The organism is Nonomuraea sp. NPDC049637 (assembly GCF_040675235.1).
Taxonomy (GTDB): Bacteria; Actinomycetota; Actinomycetes; order Streptosporangiales; family Streptosporangiaceae; genus Nonomuraea.
This window is the reverse complement of sequence record NZ_JBFAOM010000031.1, coordinates 42,091-57,836: the sequence shown is the minus strand read 5'-3', so window position 1 is coordinate 57,836 and position 15,746 is coordinate 42,091. Positions and strand designations below refer to the sequence as shown.

Genomic DNA, 15,746 nt, shown 5'->3' with positions numbered 1-15,746 from the left:
ATGCATGACAATCCCTCGCGAAGCAGTCGAGGTCGACGACGCGCTCCTCATCGAGAGATCGCTCGACGAGCCCGAGATCTTCGCCACGTTGTTCGACCGGCACGCGCCGCTCCTGCACCGTTACGTGACCAGACGGTTGGGCCCCAGCGAGGCGGAGGACGTCGTGGCCGACACCTTCCTGGCCGCCTTCCAGCACCGCGGCGGCTACGACCGGAGTCGCCCCGACGCCCGGCCATGGCTGTACGGCATCGCCTCCAACCTGATCGGCCGGAGGCGGCGTACCGAGATGAGCCTCTACCGCGCCTACGTGCGCAGCGGCGTGCATCCGGCGGAGCTGTCCGGCTCCCGGGTCGAGGACGAGGTCAACACGCTGGCCGTCAACCGCCCGCTGGCGCTGGCCCTGATGGAGCTCGCACCGGCCGATCGCGACGTGCTGCTGCTCGTCGCCTGGGCCGAACTGAGCTACCAGGAGGTGGCCGACGCGCTGGCCGTCCCGCCGGGAACCGTCGCCTCGCGACTCAACCGGGCCCGTCTTCAGATCCGTCAAGCCCTGAGCAGACAAGGAGAACGCCGATGGACGCCCTGAAGGCCATGTGGCAGACCGTTCCCCCCGCCACCCCGGACGAACTCGCCGGCGCACGGCAGCGACTGCTCCGCGGGATGCAGCCCCGGCGACGCGTCGTCACCGGCCCTCGCCTGCTGGTCGCGGCCGGAGTCGCGGCGGCGATCACCGTCACACCGTTGGTCGGCGGAACCGGGCCCGCCGCCCACGCGGTGACCAGAGGCCCGGACGGCACGGTCGAGGTCACCGTCAACGAGCTGCGCGATCCCGCCGGCCTGGAGGCCAAGCTCGATGCGGTCGGCGTCAAGGCCGACGTGACCTTCCTGGCTCCGGCCACGCGGTGCGCGGGCCCGCGATTCACCGGCGTCGACCGCGCCTACGGCGGGGAACCGGCTTCGCACCCGAGCGAGCTGCGTTCGCTGGTGGAGGAGTCGCGATCGTACAGGGCCACCCGGGTGAAGTCCGTCCGGACGCTCCAGATCTTCCCGCAGTACATCAGACCGGGCGAGACGCTCGTGGTGGAGTTCCGCGACAACGGGAACCCGCAGGTGCCCTGGCAGCTCGGCGCCTGGCTGGCCCAGGCGGGCACCCCCGTGCAGCCGTGCACGCCCGTCGCGGACGCTCGGTGACGAAAACTGACGGGACTGGGCCTCGCCCCCGGGCAGGCTTCATCCTCGCGGCCGGTGGCCGGCGGCAGGTGGGGTGGACGGCAGCCGGCGGAGGTGGACGGCGGCGTGCCAGTACGCGGGGTTGCCGGGCACGGTCCACGCCCTCTGCACCACGGCTCCGAGGCCGGGCGCGTCCCAGGACTGCGTGTCGTACCGGCTCAGGTCCGTCAGGATCGCGTCGTGCACGGCCCCGAACCGGTGCAGGAGCAGTGAGGCGGGGAGGTGCCGGCCCGCCTCGACGCCGCCGACGTTCAGCGCCTGCCCGACGGCGGGGTCCTCCCAGCGTGGATCGAGGCTCCAGTGCGGCCGGCCCGCGGCGGCTTCCGTCAGCACCGCCAGGTTGATCTCGTCCCACATCAGGACGTGCGCGATGAGGTCGTGCAAGGAGCGGCAGAAGTCGCCGAGCGGGCCCGAATCCACCAGGTGGTCGGCGTCGAGCTGCTGCTCGGTGAGCCCGGTGACGCGGGCGAGGAGGATGTCCCGATCGGCGCGCAGGCGGCCGGCCGCCTCTTCCGGAGACAGGATCGTCACGGTGGTTCTCCCTCGATGAAGTGGTTGGGAGGGACTTCAGCACCCACCGTGGCCGTCCGGCCAGCGGACTGACGAATGCGATCAATCGTGCTCAGCGCAGCAGCAGCGACAGCACGTCCCTGCCGAGCTCCTCCAGGACGTCGGCGGCGAGCCGGTACCGCACGAACCGCCCCTGACGGGCCGTGGTGGCCAGTCCCGCCGCGGCCAGGGCGCGCAGGTGCCGGTTCACCTGCGTCGGGTCCACGTTCCACAACATCGCGATCTCGCCGGCCGTTCGCGGTTCGGTGGCGATCGCCCGGGCGACCTCCAGGCGGCCCTGGTGGGCGAGGGCCTCCAGCCGTCGCCGCACCACGGCGGCGGAGGGCACGGGAAGTCCGGCGTCGACGGGGTGCAGGAGAAGGAGTGGCCGGCCGATGACGTCGGCCACGTACAGGTGGGGGCGGATGAAGGTGCTGGGCGCGACGACCAGCCCGCGCCGGGACACGTCATGACGGGCGGCCTGGATCTTGGCGATGCGTACGGCCACCCCGCCGGGGGCGAGCTCCATGGCGGGGTCGAGAGCGGCGAGCGCGGGCCCTGGCCCTTGCCGGGCCGCCAGGTCGGCGAAGCGTCGCGCCCGCCCGGCCAGCACCGGCCGGATCCGGGTCCATTCGGCCTCGAACCACTCCTGGCGGCTGCGACGCAGGAACGACAGGAAATCGGCGGCAGCGTCCTGCGGGTGCCTGACGAGCGCTTCGACGCGGGCCGCCACCGCCGGATCTCGCGCGCGTGACCACTGGAGCGCGACCTGCCGGTCGCCCGAGGGGGCGATCGGCCGCAGCAGCTGTCCTGCCAGCTCCTGGGCGGGCATGGCACGCAGTTGTTCGAGCCGGTCGTCGAAGCTCTCCGCCGGGGGCTCGGGGGTGACGAACGGCGTCGCTCTGATGGCCTGCGCCGTCCACCACCACGAGCGGGTCCAGGCCGCCAGGCCAGGGCTCATCGCCGCGAGGGTCTTCGCCGCCCAGTCCTGCAGGCCGTGGTGACCGGGGTCGCGCAGGACGTGCAGCGCCGAGCCGAACTCGGTCATCGCCGACACCGCGGGGAGCAGGGACCCCGCCTGCATGCACCGGTCGAGGCCGGTGATCACTGTGGGCATGGAACCGATCCCATCACCCGCAGCGCAGGGCCGGCGCACACGGGCGCCCGGTCACCGACGCCGTACCGCCTCGACCACCGATCGCGCCGGACCCGGACGCGGGCAGCGTCGCGCTGGGAGACCTTTGACACCTGGGTGAATATCCGGATCCTTATGGTTCGGGGTCTCATATCGCTATTGGACATCCCGCTGCGGCCTCTGGTCTTCTGGTCGCGCTCGGGAAGGTCCGGATCGAGATCGGGGAGTCGGGATGAGAGACGTTCGTCACGGAGGGCTGCGTACCAGGCTCGGCGCCTCCGTGCTGGCGACCTCGACGGCGATGGCGGCCGTCGTGGGCCTGGCGGGCTCGGCGGGGGCCGACGCGCGCTCGGCGTCCGCCCTCGCCGCCGCGCGGCCGGAGAGCGGCACGGCCGGCGTCAGGAAGCAACTGCGCGCGCTGGAGCACTCCTACCAGGGACGCATCGGGGCCTACGCGATCGACACCGGCACCGGGAGGACCCTCTCCTACCGGGGCGGCGAACGATTCGCCGGCGCCTCCACCTTCAAGGCCATCCTGTGCGGCGCCATCCTGGACAAGGCCCGCACGACCGACCCCGGCCTGCTGGACCGCACGCTGCACTGGACGGCCGAGGACGTGGTCGTGAACTCGCCGATCAGCGGACGGCCGGAGAACGTCAGGAACGGCATGACCGCGGACCGGCTGTGCCACGCGGCCGTCACCGCCAGCGACAACACCGCGGCGAACGTGCTCCTCAAGCAGATCGGCGGACCCGCCGGGCTGACCCGCTACTACCGCTCGCTCGGCGACCCGGTCGGGCGGCTCGACCGCTGGGAGCCGGAACTCAACGACTGGAAGCCGGGCGAGAAGCGCGACACCGTCAAGCCCGCGTTCATGGCCCGCAACCTCCAGCAGCTCAGCGTGGGCGACGCGCTCGTGCCCGAGGACCGGCAGCGGCTGAACGACTGGCTGCGGGCCAGCGTCACCGGCGCCGAGCGCATCCGGGCCGGGGTTCCGCGGGACTGGATCGTCGGCGACAAGACCGGCGGCGGCACCGGCGCGTACGCTCCGGCCAACGACATCGCCGTCGCCTGGCCGCCCTCCGGCGCGCCGGTGATCATCGCGATCTACACCAATCGCACCGACCCGAACGCGACCATGGACAACAGCGTGATCGCCAAGGCGGCCACCGTCCTGGTCCGAGGGCTCGGCCTCGCCAGGTAGCGGCGTCCTGGTGGCGGGGCCGCGCCGGGCCTGGGCTCGTGAGGGGCGGCAGGTCCCGGGCGGCGCGGGCCTTCAGGAGCCGCGGCGCAGCTCCAGGAGGCCCTCCGCGATCCTTCCGACGCCCTCGGCGATCACGTGTTCGTCGGCGGTGAGGCTGATCCGGAAGCACCGCCTGGCATGGGGCTCCGCCGTGGCGGCCGACGCCGGGGGCGCGAAGAAGTGGCGGCCCGGGACGACGAAGACCTTCTTGGTCTTCATCAGCTGGTACAGGGCCATGTCGTCGAACCAGTCGTGATCGATCCACAACCAGCAGAACATGCCGCCCTCTCCGGCGTGCAGCCGCCAGGCGACGGACTCGGGCAGGAGGTCGGCCAGCAGGCGCTCGGCGTACAGGCGGCGGGCCCGGTAGAACGGGTTGATCACCGTGGAGGCGAGCCGGTCCAGCAGCCCCGAGGACAGCGCCCTGGCCGCCACCCGTTGCATGAGCTGCGGAGCGTGCAGGACGGAGTTGGCCATGAACGACACCATCGCGCGGATGTACCGGGACGGCCCGATCGCGAATCCGACGCGTTCGGCGGGCATGCCCGCCTTGGACAGGGTGAAGCAGTTGATCAGGTGGTCGTCCCACTGCGGGGCGACCCGGGAGGCGGCGACGCGGGGGAAGGGGGCGCCGTAGGCGTGGTCGACGATCAGCGGCACGTCACGGCGCCGGGCCAGGTCGATCAGCCGGGCGAGCTCGTCGCCGTCGATGCTGCGGCCGGTCGGGTTGCTGGGGCTGGACAGCAGGAGCATGCCGATCTCAGGGCATCGTTCCACCGCCTCGAAGTCGAAGGCGTAGCGGAAGGACCTGTCGCCGATCAGCTCGGTCGCGGGGGCGATGCCGGTCACGCCGTCGGGGTCCGTGGACAGGCCCAGGTAGCCGGCGTAGTCGGGGGTCATGGGCAGGACCACGCGCTGGAACGAGCCGTCGGCGGTCTGGCCGGAGAACAGCGCGGTGGCGATGAAGAAGAGCATCTGGCTGCCCGGCCCCACCACGACGTTGTCGGCCGTGATGCCCCAGCCGTAGCGGGCGTTGAAGGAGGTGACGATCTCCTCGACCAGGGTGGGCATGCCGCGTGAGGGCCCGTAGCGGCTGCTGGTCGCGGCGAAGTCCTCGGCCACGACGGTCGCGGTCAGGTCCCTCCAGGCGTCGATGACCTCTTTGATCTGGGCGGGGTTGCCGATGCTCAGGTTCAGCCAGTCGGACGCGCCCGAGGCGGTGGAGGTCGCGACGTCCTCCATGATGCTCCGCAGGCCCGACATGTCAGACATCTTCTGGCCGCTCCGCGATAACTTCATTGTTGCGTGTCCCTCTCGGATCTGGCCCGCCGCCGGCACACACCCGCGGTTTGTCGTGATCAAGCGAGTCCACCGCATTCGCCGCCCCCGCACAAGACGGGGACGACGCCCGCCGGCACGGGCCGAGCGCACCGCCGGGCGTCGCGCACGAAGACGCAGGTGGCGGGGAGCCGCGCCTCCGAGAAGGGATCGCCGGGATCAGGGCCGGGGCTCGCGCGGGTCGGCGGCCGCGGCGGCCCAGTACTGGCCGATGCTCTCCTCCATCAGGCGGGCGGCGAACACGGCGTCGTCCGCGCTCTGCCCGCGCCGCAGGCCGTGCTCGGCCACCGCCAGCGCCTGACGTTCGAGCTCGTCGGACTGCCCGCCGCCGTAGTAGACGACGAACTCCTCCGGCACGTCGAGGCCGGTCTTGGGCAGGCGGGCGAGCATCTCATCGCTGTCGGGGAAGTAGCGGACCATGTCCCAGTACAGGGCGAGCGCGGCGTCGGCCTGGGTGCCGAGGAAGCCGATCCAGCCCCACGTCCCGGCCACCTGGTAGGCGGCGGGGTCGGCCGGCCAGCGGTGCAGGCGTTCCTCGTCGAGGTCCAGGGCGGCCATCACCTTGGCCAGCTTGGGCCGGGCACGGTGGATCAGGCCGAGCATGCCGTCGAAGAACTCGACCGCGAGCGGGTGCGGGTCGCGGGCGATCATCGTGGCGAACGCCGTGATCTCGGCGGGGTGGCACTTGTGGGTCACGCCCACGAGCTGCCTGACGTGGTCCATCGTGAGCGTCCCGGCGTCCATGCGGTCGAGGAACCGGTTGGGCACGGGGTCGTCGTCCCGCAGCTGCCGCAGCCGCCGTACGGCCTGGCCGGCCAGCGGGGTCGGCTCGAAGTCGGTGTACATGGTTCTCCCCTCGTCGATGGGACGTGCGTCCGCCTCCCTCCTGCCAACCCGTCCTGACGTGCGGCTGATCGTGCTGTGACAGGGCTCTGACGTGCGCGGCGGTCGCCGTGTGCCTCCCTGGAGGGCGGGGTAGGGGCGGCGCCCGGCCCGCGAAATCCCCGCGAGCAGCGATCGGACGAACAAGCCGGCACGATCACGCGAGCAGACGCTCACGCGACCACCTGACCAGTCGAACGGGAGCTTCCAGTGACACGACGACCGCAGGAAGGGATCGAGGCGTTCCTGGCAGAAGTGGGCGGCGACGCCTCTCCGGAACTGCATGAGACGACCGTGGAACGGCCGGTCCCCGTTCCGCCGGACGCGGCGCGGGAGCCGGCGGTCCTCCTCGTGGCGGGCCTCGCCGCCCTGCTGTCCCTGTACGGCGCGGACGGCGGCGTGCGGCTCGCCCTGCACCTCCCCGGCGACGGCCCGCCCCGGACGGTCGAGGTGCGGGTCGGGGTGGACGTCCCGTTCTCCCGGCTGTGCCGGGAGGTGTCGGAGTGCCCCGCGCTCTCCCCGCCGCCGGCCACCCTCACGGTACGGACGACCGGCCCCGGGGGGAACGCGCCGGGCCCGCTGCACGTGCGCCTGGCCCTGGAGGAGGGACGGCCGCGGGCATGGCTGGGCGTGTCCGGCCCCCGCCCGGCCACGGAACGCGTCGGACAGCTGACCGGCTACCTGGGCGCCCTGCTGGACACGGTGGCCCGAGCGCCGGACCGGCGGCTGGGCGACCTCGACCTCGTCACCCGCCCGGCTCCGGCCCCGGCGGGGCCGGCGGCGTCCGGCGCGACCGTCCACGGTCTCGTCCGGGCACAGGCCGAGGCGCAGCCGGACGCGGTGGCGGTCGTCGGGGACGGCGAGCGCGTCACGTACGGCGAGCTGTGGCGACGGGCCACCCGGATCGCGGGCGGCCTGGCCGCGACGGGGGTCCGGCCGGGAGACCCCGTCGCGCTCAGGCTGCCGCGCGCCCCCGCCACCGTGGAGGCCATCCTCGGCACGCTCCTGGCGGGCGCCTGGTACGTCCCGATCGATCCCCGCCATCCCGGATCCCGGGCCTCGTTCATCCTCCAGGACAGCCGTAGCCGGCTCCTGGTCGAGGAGACCCCGTCCGGGGAGGACAGCGCCGTCACGCTCGACGACCTCCGAGCGGCGGCCGGGGACGCCCCGCTTGCGGAGCTTCCGGGATCATCACCCGCCTACTGCCTGTACACCTCGGGCACGACGGGGCAGCCGAAGGGCGTCCTGGTCACCCACGCCAACGTGGTGTCCCGGATCTCGGGCCCGCACTTCCCCTTCGACTTCTCGCCGCACGACGTGTGGGCGCAGTTCCACTCCTGCGCCTTCGACATGTCGGTCTGGGAGATCTTCTGCTGCCTGGCCACCGGCGGCCGGCTGGTCGTCATGCCGGACGGGGACGTCCAGAACCCGTGGGCGCTGCGCGAGACGCTGCTGCGCGAGCGCGTCACGATCCTCAACCAGACGCCGTCGGCCTTCGCCCGGCTGGTCGCCGTGGACGACGCCGACCCCAAGCCGCTGCCGGACCTGAGGTACGTGCTGTTCGGCGGCGAGCGGCTGGACCCGTCCCGGTTACGCGACTGGCGCCGCCGCCATCAGGGCGCCCGGCTGGTCAACCTGTACGGGATCACCGAGGCCACCGTCCACGCCACGGTCCACGAGGTGACCGCCGAGGACTGCGAACGGGACGTCAGCCCCATCGGCCGCCCCCTCCCGCACACCAGTGTGCGCCTGGTGGACCCGCGTACGGGACGGCGGCTCGTCCCGGAGGGCGCGACCGGCGAGATGTGGCTCGGCGGAGCGGGCGTCGCCGCGGGGTACCTGCGCCGGCCTGAGCTCGACCGGGAACGGTTCGTGCGGGACGCGTTCGGCGCGGACGTGCTCCTGCGGACCGGTGACCTGGCCCGCCTCGGCCCCGACGGCGGCCTGCTCTACCTGCGCCGCGTGGACGACCAGTTCCAGTGGCACGGCTACCGGATCGAACCGGGCGAGATCGCCGCCCGGCTCCGCGAGCACCCCGGCGTCGGCGACGCGGCCGTGCTGCTGGAGGGCGGCTCCGAGGGCAGGATCGTGGCCTACCTGGTGCTCTCGGGCGCGCCGCCGACGCCCGACGAGCTGGGCGGCCACCTGGCCGAACGGCTGCCGCCGTACATGATCCCGCACGCCTACGCCACCGTGCCCGGCCTGCCGGTGACCGTCAACGGCAAGCTCGACGTCGAGGCGCTCGCCGAGAACGCCGCCGACCTACGCAAGGCGGACGCGGACGAGGCGCCGGCCTCGGCCACCCAGCGGCAGATCCACCTGGCCGACCGCCTGCTCCCCGGCTCCTACCAGGAAACCGTCGCCTGGCGGGTGGCCGGGCGGCTGGACGACGGCGCGCTGCGCCGGGCCGCGGCCGAGCTGACCGGGCGGCACGAGATCCTCCGCACCCGCTTCCGCTCCGGCGAGCACGGGCTGCGCCAGCTCGTCGGCGACCCCTGGCAGCCGGACGTGGACGTGCGGGAGATCCGGGCGCGGGAGGTGTCCGAGGACCACGTCGCGCGGTGGGCGGCCGGGGCTCCCGCCCTGGACCCCGCCGCGGGACGGTTGCTGCACCTGGCCGTCCTGCGCCCCGCCGACGGGGACGACGTGCTGGTGCTGCGCCAGCACCACCTGGTCACCGACGGCGGCTCGGTGCGCGTCCTCATGCGCGACCTCGGCCGCTGCTACGCGGCCGCGCAGGCGGGCGGCGCACCGCCGCCGTGGGAGGGGCCGCAGTTCCGCGACGTCGCGGCGGCCGAACTCGCGCGGGACGACGAGACCGCGCTGGCCCGTGCCGGACGGCGTCTGGCCGGCGCTCCGAGCACGATCCTGCGGCCGGCCGCGCATCCCGGCGAGGAGCCCGTCACGGTTCCGTTGCCGCCGGTGCGGGGTGCGGAGCTGCGCGCCGCCGGGCGGCGGCTGCGGGCCACCCCGTTCACGGTGGTGGCCGGCGCCGTGGCCGCCGCTCTGCACCGCTGGACCGGACGCGACGACGTCACCTTCGGCGTGCCCGCCGAGAACCGGGCCGATCCCGCGCTCGCCCAGGCCGTCGGGCCGTGCGTCAACCTGGTGGTCCTGCGTTCCCGCACCGGGCCGGCCGGCACCCCGGACGAGCTGGTCGCCGTCCTGCGCGACCAGATCGCCGAAGCCGTCGACGACCAGCACGTGCCCTACGAGCGGGTCGTGGCCAGGCTGCGTCCGGCCCGGCGGCTGGACGCGGCGCCGTTCTGCGAGGTCCTGCTCGCCTTCGAGACCGGCGACGACGGCGAGCCGGCCGAGCTGGGCGGGCGCCCGTTGACCAGGATGCGTTTCCCGGAGACCCGGCCGCACGCCGCCCACCCCGTCATGATCACGGTCTGGACGGCCGCGGACGGCGGCCTGGACGGAACGATCACCTGCCGGGGCGGCCTGCTGGACGAAGGCGACGCGGCCCGCCTCGCGCGGCTCGTCGCCGCGGCCCTGGACGACCTCGCCCGGGGCCGGACCACCCCGCTGAGACCCGGCGACCCGCCGGCGGCCGCTCCGCCACGGGCGGACGCGGGAGGCGCCGGCCGCCCCGGCGGGCCGGCGGCGGCGCTGGAGGAGCACGTCCTGGGCGTGTGGCGCGAGGTGTTGCGCCGGCCGCGGATCGGCCTGGACGACAACTTCTTCGAGGCCGGCGGCGACTCCGGCCTGCTCACCCGCGTGCAGGTGCGGCTGGAGGACGAGCTCGGCGCCGAGGTGCCCGTGACGGTGTTCTTCGCCTGCCCGACCGTGCGTTCCCTCGCCGCCCGTCTGGCCGCGGACGGCGTGACGGCGGCCGTCGGAGGAGGCGGGCATGCCTGACCTGATCGCCATCGTGGGCATGGCCTGCCGCTTCCCCGGCGCGGCGGACGTGCGGCGGTTCTGGCACAACCTGCGCACCGGCGCCGACACGATCGAGCGCCGCCCGAATCCGCGCGGCGGCGCGGACCCGTCCGGCGAGGGGTTCGTCGCGGCGTACGGCGTCATGCCGGGGGCGGCCCTGTTCGACTGGCGCTACTTCGGCTACAGCCGGGCCGAGGCCGCGTTCATCGATCCGCAGCAGCGGGTGTTCCTGGAGACGGCCTCGCTCGCGCTCGACGACGCCGCCCTCGACCCGGCCCGCTTCGACGGCGCGATCGGCGTCTTCGGCGGCTGCGACCCTCCCCTGGTCAAGGACGGCGCTCCGGAGACCGCCTGGGACAAGGACATGCTGGCCACCCGGGTCGCCTACAAGCTCGGCCTGCGCGGACCCGCGATCACCGTGCAGTCGGCGTGCTCGACCTCGCTGCTGGCCGTGCACCTGGCGTGCCGCAGCCTGCGCGACGGCGAGTGCGACGTGGCGCTGGCCGGGGGCGTGCGCATCGGCGTCCATCCGGAGGGCGGCTACCGGCATGTCGAGGGCGACGTGCTCTCGCCCGACGGCTACTGCCGGCCCTTCGACGCCGGGGCCCGCGGCACCGTGCCCGCCGACGGCGTGGGCGTCGTGGTGCTGAGGCGGCTGGAGGACGCCCTGCGCGAGCGGCACGAGATCGTCGCGGTCGTCCGCGGGTCGGCGGCCAACAACGACGGCGCCCGCAAGGTGGGCTTCACCGCTCCGTCCGTGCAGGGGCAGCGGGACGTGACGGCGCGCGCCCTCGACGCGGCGGGCGTCGATCCGGCCGAGGTGTCCTACGTCGAGGCGCACGGCACCGGGACCCGGCTCGGCGACCCCGTCGAGGTGGCGGCCCTGACCCAGGCGTTCGGCGCGCACACCGGGCGGGCCGGGTTCTGCGGCCTCGGCTCGGTCAAGGGCAACATCGGGCACGCGGGCGCGGCGAGCGGCGTCGCGGGCCTCATCAAGACCGCGCTGATGCTCCGGCACGAGGAGATCGTCCCGAGCGCGCACTTCGAGCGCCCCAACCCGGACCTGGGCCTGGACGGCGGCCCCTTCCGCGTCGCGACGGAGCGGCGGCCGTGGCCCGGCCCCGCGCTGGCCGGGGTGAGCTCGCTCGGCATGGGCGGGACCAACGTCCACGTCGTGCTCGCCTCGCCCCCGGCGCGGACGGCGGGCACACCCCGTCCCGGGCCGCGGGTGCTGTGCCTGTCGGCGCACAGCGCGCCCGCCCTGTCCGCCTACCGCAAGGACCTCGCCGACCGGCTCGGCGCCCCGGACGCCCCCTCGATGCCGGACGCCGCCCGCACGCTGAGCCTCGGCCGCCGCGAACTGCCCCTGCGACGGGCGGTGGTGGCCGAGACGCCGGAGGCGGCCGTCCGCGAGCTGGCCAGGGAGACCACACCGCTGCGGGCGCGGGACGCCGGGCGGGTCGCGCTGCTGTTCCCCGGCCAGGGCGGTCCGCGGGCCGGCGGCGCCGCCGAGGCGCTGCGCGCCTGTCTGCCCGCCGTGCGGGAGGCCGACGCACGCGCCCGGACCGTCCTCGCGAACCGGCTCGGGCTCGACCCGGACGTCCTGGGCCGGGACGGCGGCGACGACACGCTCGTCCAGCAGGTGAACCTGTTCGTGCTCGGCTACGGGATCGCGCGCCAGCTCATGGACTGGGGCCTGCGGCCGGTCGCCGCGCTGGGCTCCAGCCTGGGCGAGTACACCGCGGTGGCCGCCGCCGGGCTGTGGACGTTCGAGGACGCCCTGGTCCTGGTGGCGGAGCGCGCGACCGCGATGCGCGCCTGCCCGCCCGGCCGGATGCTGGCCGTCGATCTGCCGCTCGACCGGGTGGCGGAGGCGGTGCCCGGGTTCGGGCGGGACACCAGCCTGTCGGTGGCGGTCGAGGACGTCGGTCGTACGATCCTGGCCGGCCCGCGCGAACGCGTCGAGCGGCTGCGCGCGGAGCTGGCGGCGGCCGGAGTGGCCCACGCGCCGCTGCGTACGGGCCACGCCTTCCATTCCCCGTCCATGCGCGCGGCCGCCGACGCGCTGTCGCGGGCCGTCGCCAGGACGCCCGTGCGGGGCGGCCTCGATTTCACCGTGCTGTCCGGCCTCACCGGCGAGCCCCTGGACGCCGGGACCGCGGCCGATCCCGGCTACTGGGTGGCGCAGCTGTGCGGCACCGTCCGGATGCGCGCCTGCGTGGGCGACCTGCTGAACGGTCCGGCCGAACTGTTCGCCGAACTGGGCGCGGGAACCGCGACGACGGCCTCCCTGCGGCGCCATCCGTTCTGGAACGCGGATCTCGCGGCCGTCGCCCTCCCCGGCCGCCACGGCACGGACCGGATCGGCGTGCTCGACGCGCTGGGCTCCCTGTGGGCCCACGGCGCCCCCGTGAACTGGGCCGACGTGGACAATCCCGACCAGGACGCCCCCACCCGGGACGACCCCGCCGCCTGGCGGCGCCGGGCGCTCCCGGCCCCGCCGTTCGACCCGGTCACGCCGGACGACGCCACCCCGCTCCCGCCGCCCGCGACCTCCCCCGACCGGCCGGACGCCTCCCGCACGTCCTTGGAGGACCTGTGGCGGGACGCGCTCGGCGTGGACGCGGTCTCCCCCGAGGACGACTTCTACCGGCTGGGCGGCGAGTCCCTGGGGCTGGTCCGGCTGGCCGCCGCCGCGCGGGAGCGGCTGGGGGCCGAGATCCCGGTCGGCGTCCTCGCCGAACGCCCCACCTTCGGCCACCTGCTCGACCTCGCCGGACGCCCCACCTTCGGGCAGCTGATCGACCTCGCCGACCGACCGGACGCCGCCGACCGGCCGGATGCCGGGGACGGGCCGGACGCCGAGGACGGGCCGGACGCCGAGGACGGGCCGGACGCCGAGCCCACGCTCCTCGCCCGGGGCCCGTCGCCCGACCCGATCTTCCTGGTGCCGCCCGCGTCGGGCAGCTCGCTCGCCTACCGGCCGCTGGCCGGCGCCCTGACCGGCCGGACCTGCCACGCCTTCGACACCCCCGGGCTCGTCCCCGGGACCCGCCACCCCGGCACGGTCGAGGCCCTGGCCGCCGGCCACGTACGACAGCTCCGGCGGGTACGGCCGGACGGGCGGCCCGTCGTCCTGCTCGGCTGGTCGATGGGGGCGGTCGTGGCCCACGAGATGGCCCGGCAGCTGACCCGGGACGGTGACCAGGTCGCCCTCCTGATCTGCGTGGACGGGCATCCGCCACCAGGGCCGGGCATCCCCGTGGGCGCCCATCCCCGCCATCTGGCCGACGCGCTGAGCCACCTGCGCCACCTGCGCCGTGCCCGCCGTAGCCCCGGCGCAGCCGCCACCGGGACCGCCACCAGAGCCGCCACCGGAGCCGCCACCGAGGCCGCCACCGAGGCCGGGCGGCGCATCGCCGGGCTCGTCGAGGCGTCCGGCGACGGGTTCGACCTCGCGGGGGTCTACCGCCGCAACCTGCGCGCACTCCTCCTCCACCGCCCCCGCCCGGTGCCCTGCCCGGCGGTCGTCCTGCGGGCCGGCGCCTCGCCGCGCCGCTGCCGGTGGCTGGAACGGTGGCTCTCGTCCCTGTACCCGGCCGGCGTGCGGGTGCGGCCGATCCCCGGCGACCACTGGAGCGTGCTGACCGACGAGGGGGCCGCCGCGATCGCCCACGCCGTGCAGGACGTCCTGCCCCCGACCACGCGAGAGGTGAGCTGCCCATGAACGTGACCGTGCCCGACATGGTGTCGCGGATCGCCGCCGTCCATCCCGGCCACGTCGCGATCGAGGACGACCGCGGCGGCCTCACGTACGGCGAGCTGCTACGGCGCGCCGTCAGCGGCGCCGCGGCCCTGGACCGGGCGGGCCCGCCGGGCGCGCCGGTCTGCGTGCGCCTGCCGCGGGGGCGCGACTTCGTGGTCGCCGCGCTGGCGGCCATGTTGTCCGGCCGCCCGTACGCGCCCATCGACGCGGCGCTCCCCCGACGGCGGCAACGGGCCCTGCTGGACCAGATGGGGCCGGGCACGATCCTGGTGTCCGGCCGCTGCGGCCGCACGCCCGGCGAGCTCGACCGGGGCGGGACGGAGTTCCGGCGGACCCGGGCCCGGGCCGCGTACATCGTGCACACCTCGGGGACCACCGGGACGCCCAAGGGGGTCCTGGTCGGCCACGAGAGCCTGGCCAACCTGGTCGCCTGGCACCACCGCACCTACCGGACCGGCCCGCGCACCCGTCAGCTGCACACCGCCGGCCTGGGGTTCGACGCGGCCGTCTGGGAGATCTGGCCCTGTCTGTGCGCCGGGGGCACGCTCGTGGTCGCTCCCGACGAGGTGCGGGTCTCGCCCGTGGAGCTGGTCGAGTTCGGCCGCGAGCGGGCGATCGACATCCTGTTCGCGCCCACCCCGCTCGCCGAGATGATCGTCGAGCTGGACGCCGACGACGACATCCCCTGGCGCACGATGCTCACCGGCGGTGACGCACTGCGCCTGCGCCGGCTCCCCCGGGGCTGGGACCTGGTCAACCACTACGGGCCCGCCGAGGCGACCGTCTGCGCCACCTGGCACCCCATCGGGCGGGTGCCGGACTCGGGCCTGCCGCCCATCGGCCGGCCGATCGACGGCGCCCGCGTCGTCCTGGTGGACCCGCGGGGGCGGCCCGTGCCTGCCGGGAGCACCGGGGAGATCCACATCGGCGGCACGGTGCTCGCGCTCGGCTACCATCGCAGGCCCGAGGAGACCGCCCGCCGCTTCGTCACCCTGCCCGGCCTTCCCGGCCGCTGGTACCGGACGGGCGACCTGGCCGCCGCGAACGCCCGCGGCGAGCTGGAGTTCCAGGGACGGATGGACGACGGCCAGCTCCAGGTGCGCGGCGTACGCGTCGAGGCAGCCGAGATCGAGGCCGCGCTGCTGCGCCATCCGCGCGTCCGCCAGGCGGCCGTCGCCACCGTCGGCGACACGCGTGCCCTCGGGGCCCTCGTCGTGGTGTCCGGGCCGTGCCCCACCGTGGGGGAACTGCGGCGTTTCATGTCGGCGGACCTGCCGGAGAGTGCCATCCCCACCCGGGTCGTGCCCGGCCCGAGGATCCCGTTGACGCCCAACGGCAAGATCGACCGGCCCGGCGTGCGGCGCCGGCTGGCACAGGAGCAGAACAGGAGCGGGCGATGACCATCCCCCTGACCGGCATGGTGGAGATCTGGCGTGAGGTCCTCATGGTGGACGACGTCGGCCCCCGATCCGACTTCTTCGACCTCGGCGGCCACTCGCTGGCGGCCACCCGCATCGTCCAGCGGGTCGAGGAGGTGTGCGGCGTCCGGCTTCCGGTGTCCGCCGTCCAGGACCATCCGACGCCCGAGGCCCTGACCGCCCTCGTCGCCGGCCCGCCGGACACGGGCCGGGGATAGGAATGCGGGCGGGCAGGGCCTGGTCCCCGGGTCTCGCCGGCTGGGCTGTCCGGTGGCCTGATCCCCGGGGGCCGCCGGAGCG

At 74.9% G+C, this 15,746-nt stretch carries 11 protein-coding genes; 7 read left to right on the top strand and 4 right to left on the bottom strand.

Annotated features, from left to right (window positions below; genetic code table 11):
* The first annotated feature begins 4 nt into the window (after window positions 1-4).
* Window positions 5-586, top strand: a complete 582-nt coding sequence (locus AB0J71_RS33855) for an RNA polymerase sigma factor (RefSeq protein WP_364417957.1) — start codon at window positions 5-7, stop codon at window positions 584-586.
* Window positions 574-1,191 (top strand): hypothetical protein, encoded by a 618-nt coding sequence (locus AB0J71_RS33850; RefSeq protein ID WP_352327111.1) that lies wholly within the window; start codon window positions 574-576, stop codon window positions 1,189-1,191. The genes AB0J71_RS33855 and AB0J71_RS33850 overlap by 13 nt, the downstream gene beginning before the upstream one ends.
* Before the next feature lie 39 nt (window positions 1,192-1,230).
* On the opposite strand, the gene AB0J71_RS33845 is transcribed toward AB0J71_RS33850, so the two are convergent.
* Together AB0J71_RS33845 and AB0J71_RS33840 are read right to left on the bottom strand one after the other, a co-directional pair.
* Complete coding sequence (locus tag AB0J71_RS33845) at window positions 1,231-1,761, bottom strand: hypothetical protein (protein WP_364417955.1); 531 nt, start codon at window positions 1,759-1,761, stop codon at window positions 1,231-1,233.
* Window positions 1,762-1,852: 91 nt separating this feature from the next.
* Window positions 1,853-2,896 (bottom strand): DUF5937 family protein, encoded by a 1,044-nt coding sequence (locus AB0J71_RS33840; RefSeq protein WP_364417953.1) that lies wholly within the window; start codon window positions 2,894-2,896, stop codon window positions 1,853-1,855.
* Between the two features lie 250 nt (window positions 2,897-3,146).
* Between AB0J71_RS33840 and bla the strand changes: the two genes are divergently transcribed.
* Window positions 3,147-4,118 carry a class A beta-lactamase gene (gene bla / locus AB0J71_RS33835; RefSeq protein ID WP_352327114.1) on the top strand — a complete coding sequence of 324 codons (972 nt, stop codon included), beginning with the start codon at window positions 3,147-3,149 and terminating at the stop codon, window positions 4,116-4,118.
* 72 nt (window positions 4,119-4,190) lie between these two features.
* On the opposite strand, the gene AB0J71_RS33830 is transcribed toward bla, so the two are convergent.
* Both AB0J71_RS33830 and AB0J71_RS33825 read right to left on the bottom strand, forming a co-directional pair.
* The gene (locus AB0J71_RS33830; RefSeq protein ID WP_352327115.1) at window positions 4,191-5,456 is read right to left on the bottom strand and encodes a valine--pyruvate transaminase; all 1,266 of its coding nucleotides are present in this window, start codon (window positions 5,454-5,456) and stop codon (window positions 4,191-4,193) included.
* Between the two features lie 198 nt (window positions 5,457-5,654).
* On the bottom strand, window positions 5,655-6,341 hold the full coding sequence (locus tag AB0J71_RS33825) for a hypothetical protein (RefSeq protein WP_352327116.1): 687 nt from the start codon (window positions 6,339-6,341) through the stop codon (window positions 5,655-5,657).
* Between the two features lie 246 nt (window positions 6,342-6,587).
* Between AB0J71_RS33825 and AB0J71_RS33820 the strand changes: the two genes are divergently transcribed.
* From AB0J71_RS33820 to AB0J71_RS33805, 4 genes are read left to right on the top strand one after another with little or no spacing between them, the layout of a single operon-like run.
* Window positions 6,588-10,241, top strand: a complete 3,654-nt coding sequence (locus AB0J71_RS33820) for an amino acid adenylation domain-containing protein (protein WP_364417951.1) — start codon at window positions 6,588-6,590, stop codon at window positions 10,239-10,241.
* Complete coding sequence (locus AB0J71_RS33815) at window positions 10,234-13,989, top strand: alpha/beta fold hydrolase (RefSeq protein WP_364417949.1); 3,756 nt, start codon at window positions 10,234-10,236, stop codon at window positions 13,987-13,989. Before AB0J71_RS33820 ends, AB0J71_RS33815 begins: the two co-directional genes overlap by 8 nt.
* Complete coding sequence (locus AB0J71_RS33810) at window positions 13,986-15,428, top strand: amino acid adenylation domain-containing protein (protein ID WP_352324689.1); 1,443 nt, start codon at window positions 13,986-13,988, stop codon at window positions 15,426-15,428. The genes AB0J71_RS33815 and AB0J71_RS33810 overlap by 4 nt, the downstream gene beginning before the upstream one ends.
* Window positions 15,425-15,664 (top strand): phosphopantetheine-binding protein, encoded by a 240-nt coding sequence (locus AB0J71_RS33805; RefSeq protein WP_352324691.1) that lies wholly within the window; start codon window positions 15,425-15,427, stop codon window positions 15,662-15,664. The genes AB0J71_RS33810 and AB0J71_RS33805 overlap by 4 nt, the downstream gene beginning before the upstream one ends.
* Window positions 15,665-15,746 lie beyond the last annotated feature (82 nt).

Bases quoted from the DNA above. Each gene is read 5' to 3' on its own strand.
- AB0J71_RS33805 (WP_352324691.1), top strand. From the start codon at position 15,425: ATGACCATCCCCCTGACCGGCATGGTGGAGATCTGGCGTGAGGTCCTC.
- bla (WP_352327114.1), top strand. From the start codon at position 3,147: ATGAGAGACGTTCGTCACGGAGGGCTGCGTACCAGGCTCGGCGCCTCC.
- AB0J71_RS33815 (WP_364417949.1), top strand. From the start codon at position 10,234: ATGCCTGACCTGATCGCCATCGTGGGCATGGCCTGCCGCTTCCCCGGC.
- AB0J71_RS33840 (WP_364417953.1), bottom strand. From the start codon at position 2,896: ATGCCCACAGTGATCACCGGCCTCGACCGGTGCATGCAGGCGGGGTCC.
- AB0J71_RS33855 (WP_364417957.1), top strand. From the start codon at position 5: ATGACAATCCCTCGCGAAGCAGTCGAGGTCGACGACGCGCTCCTCATC.
- AB0J71_RS33830 (WP_352327115.1), bottom strand. From the start codon at position 5,456: ATGAAGTTATCGCGGAGCGGCCAGAAGATGTCTGACATGTCGGGCCTG.
- AB0J71_RS33850 (WP_352327111.1), top strand. From the start codon at position 574: ATGGACGCCCTGAAGGCCATGTGGCAGACCGTTCCCCCCGCCACCCCG.
- AB0J71_RS33825 (WP_352327116.1), bottom strand. From the start codon at position 6,341: ATGTACACCGACTTCGAGCCGACCCCGCTGGCCGGCCAGGCCGTACGG.
- AB0J71_RS33810 (WP_352324689.1), top strand. From the start codon at position 13,986: ATGAACGTGACCGTGCCCGACATGGTGTCGCGGATCGCCGCCGTCCAT.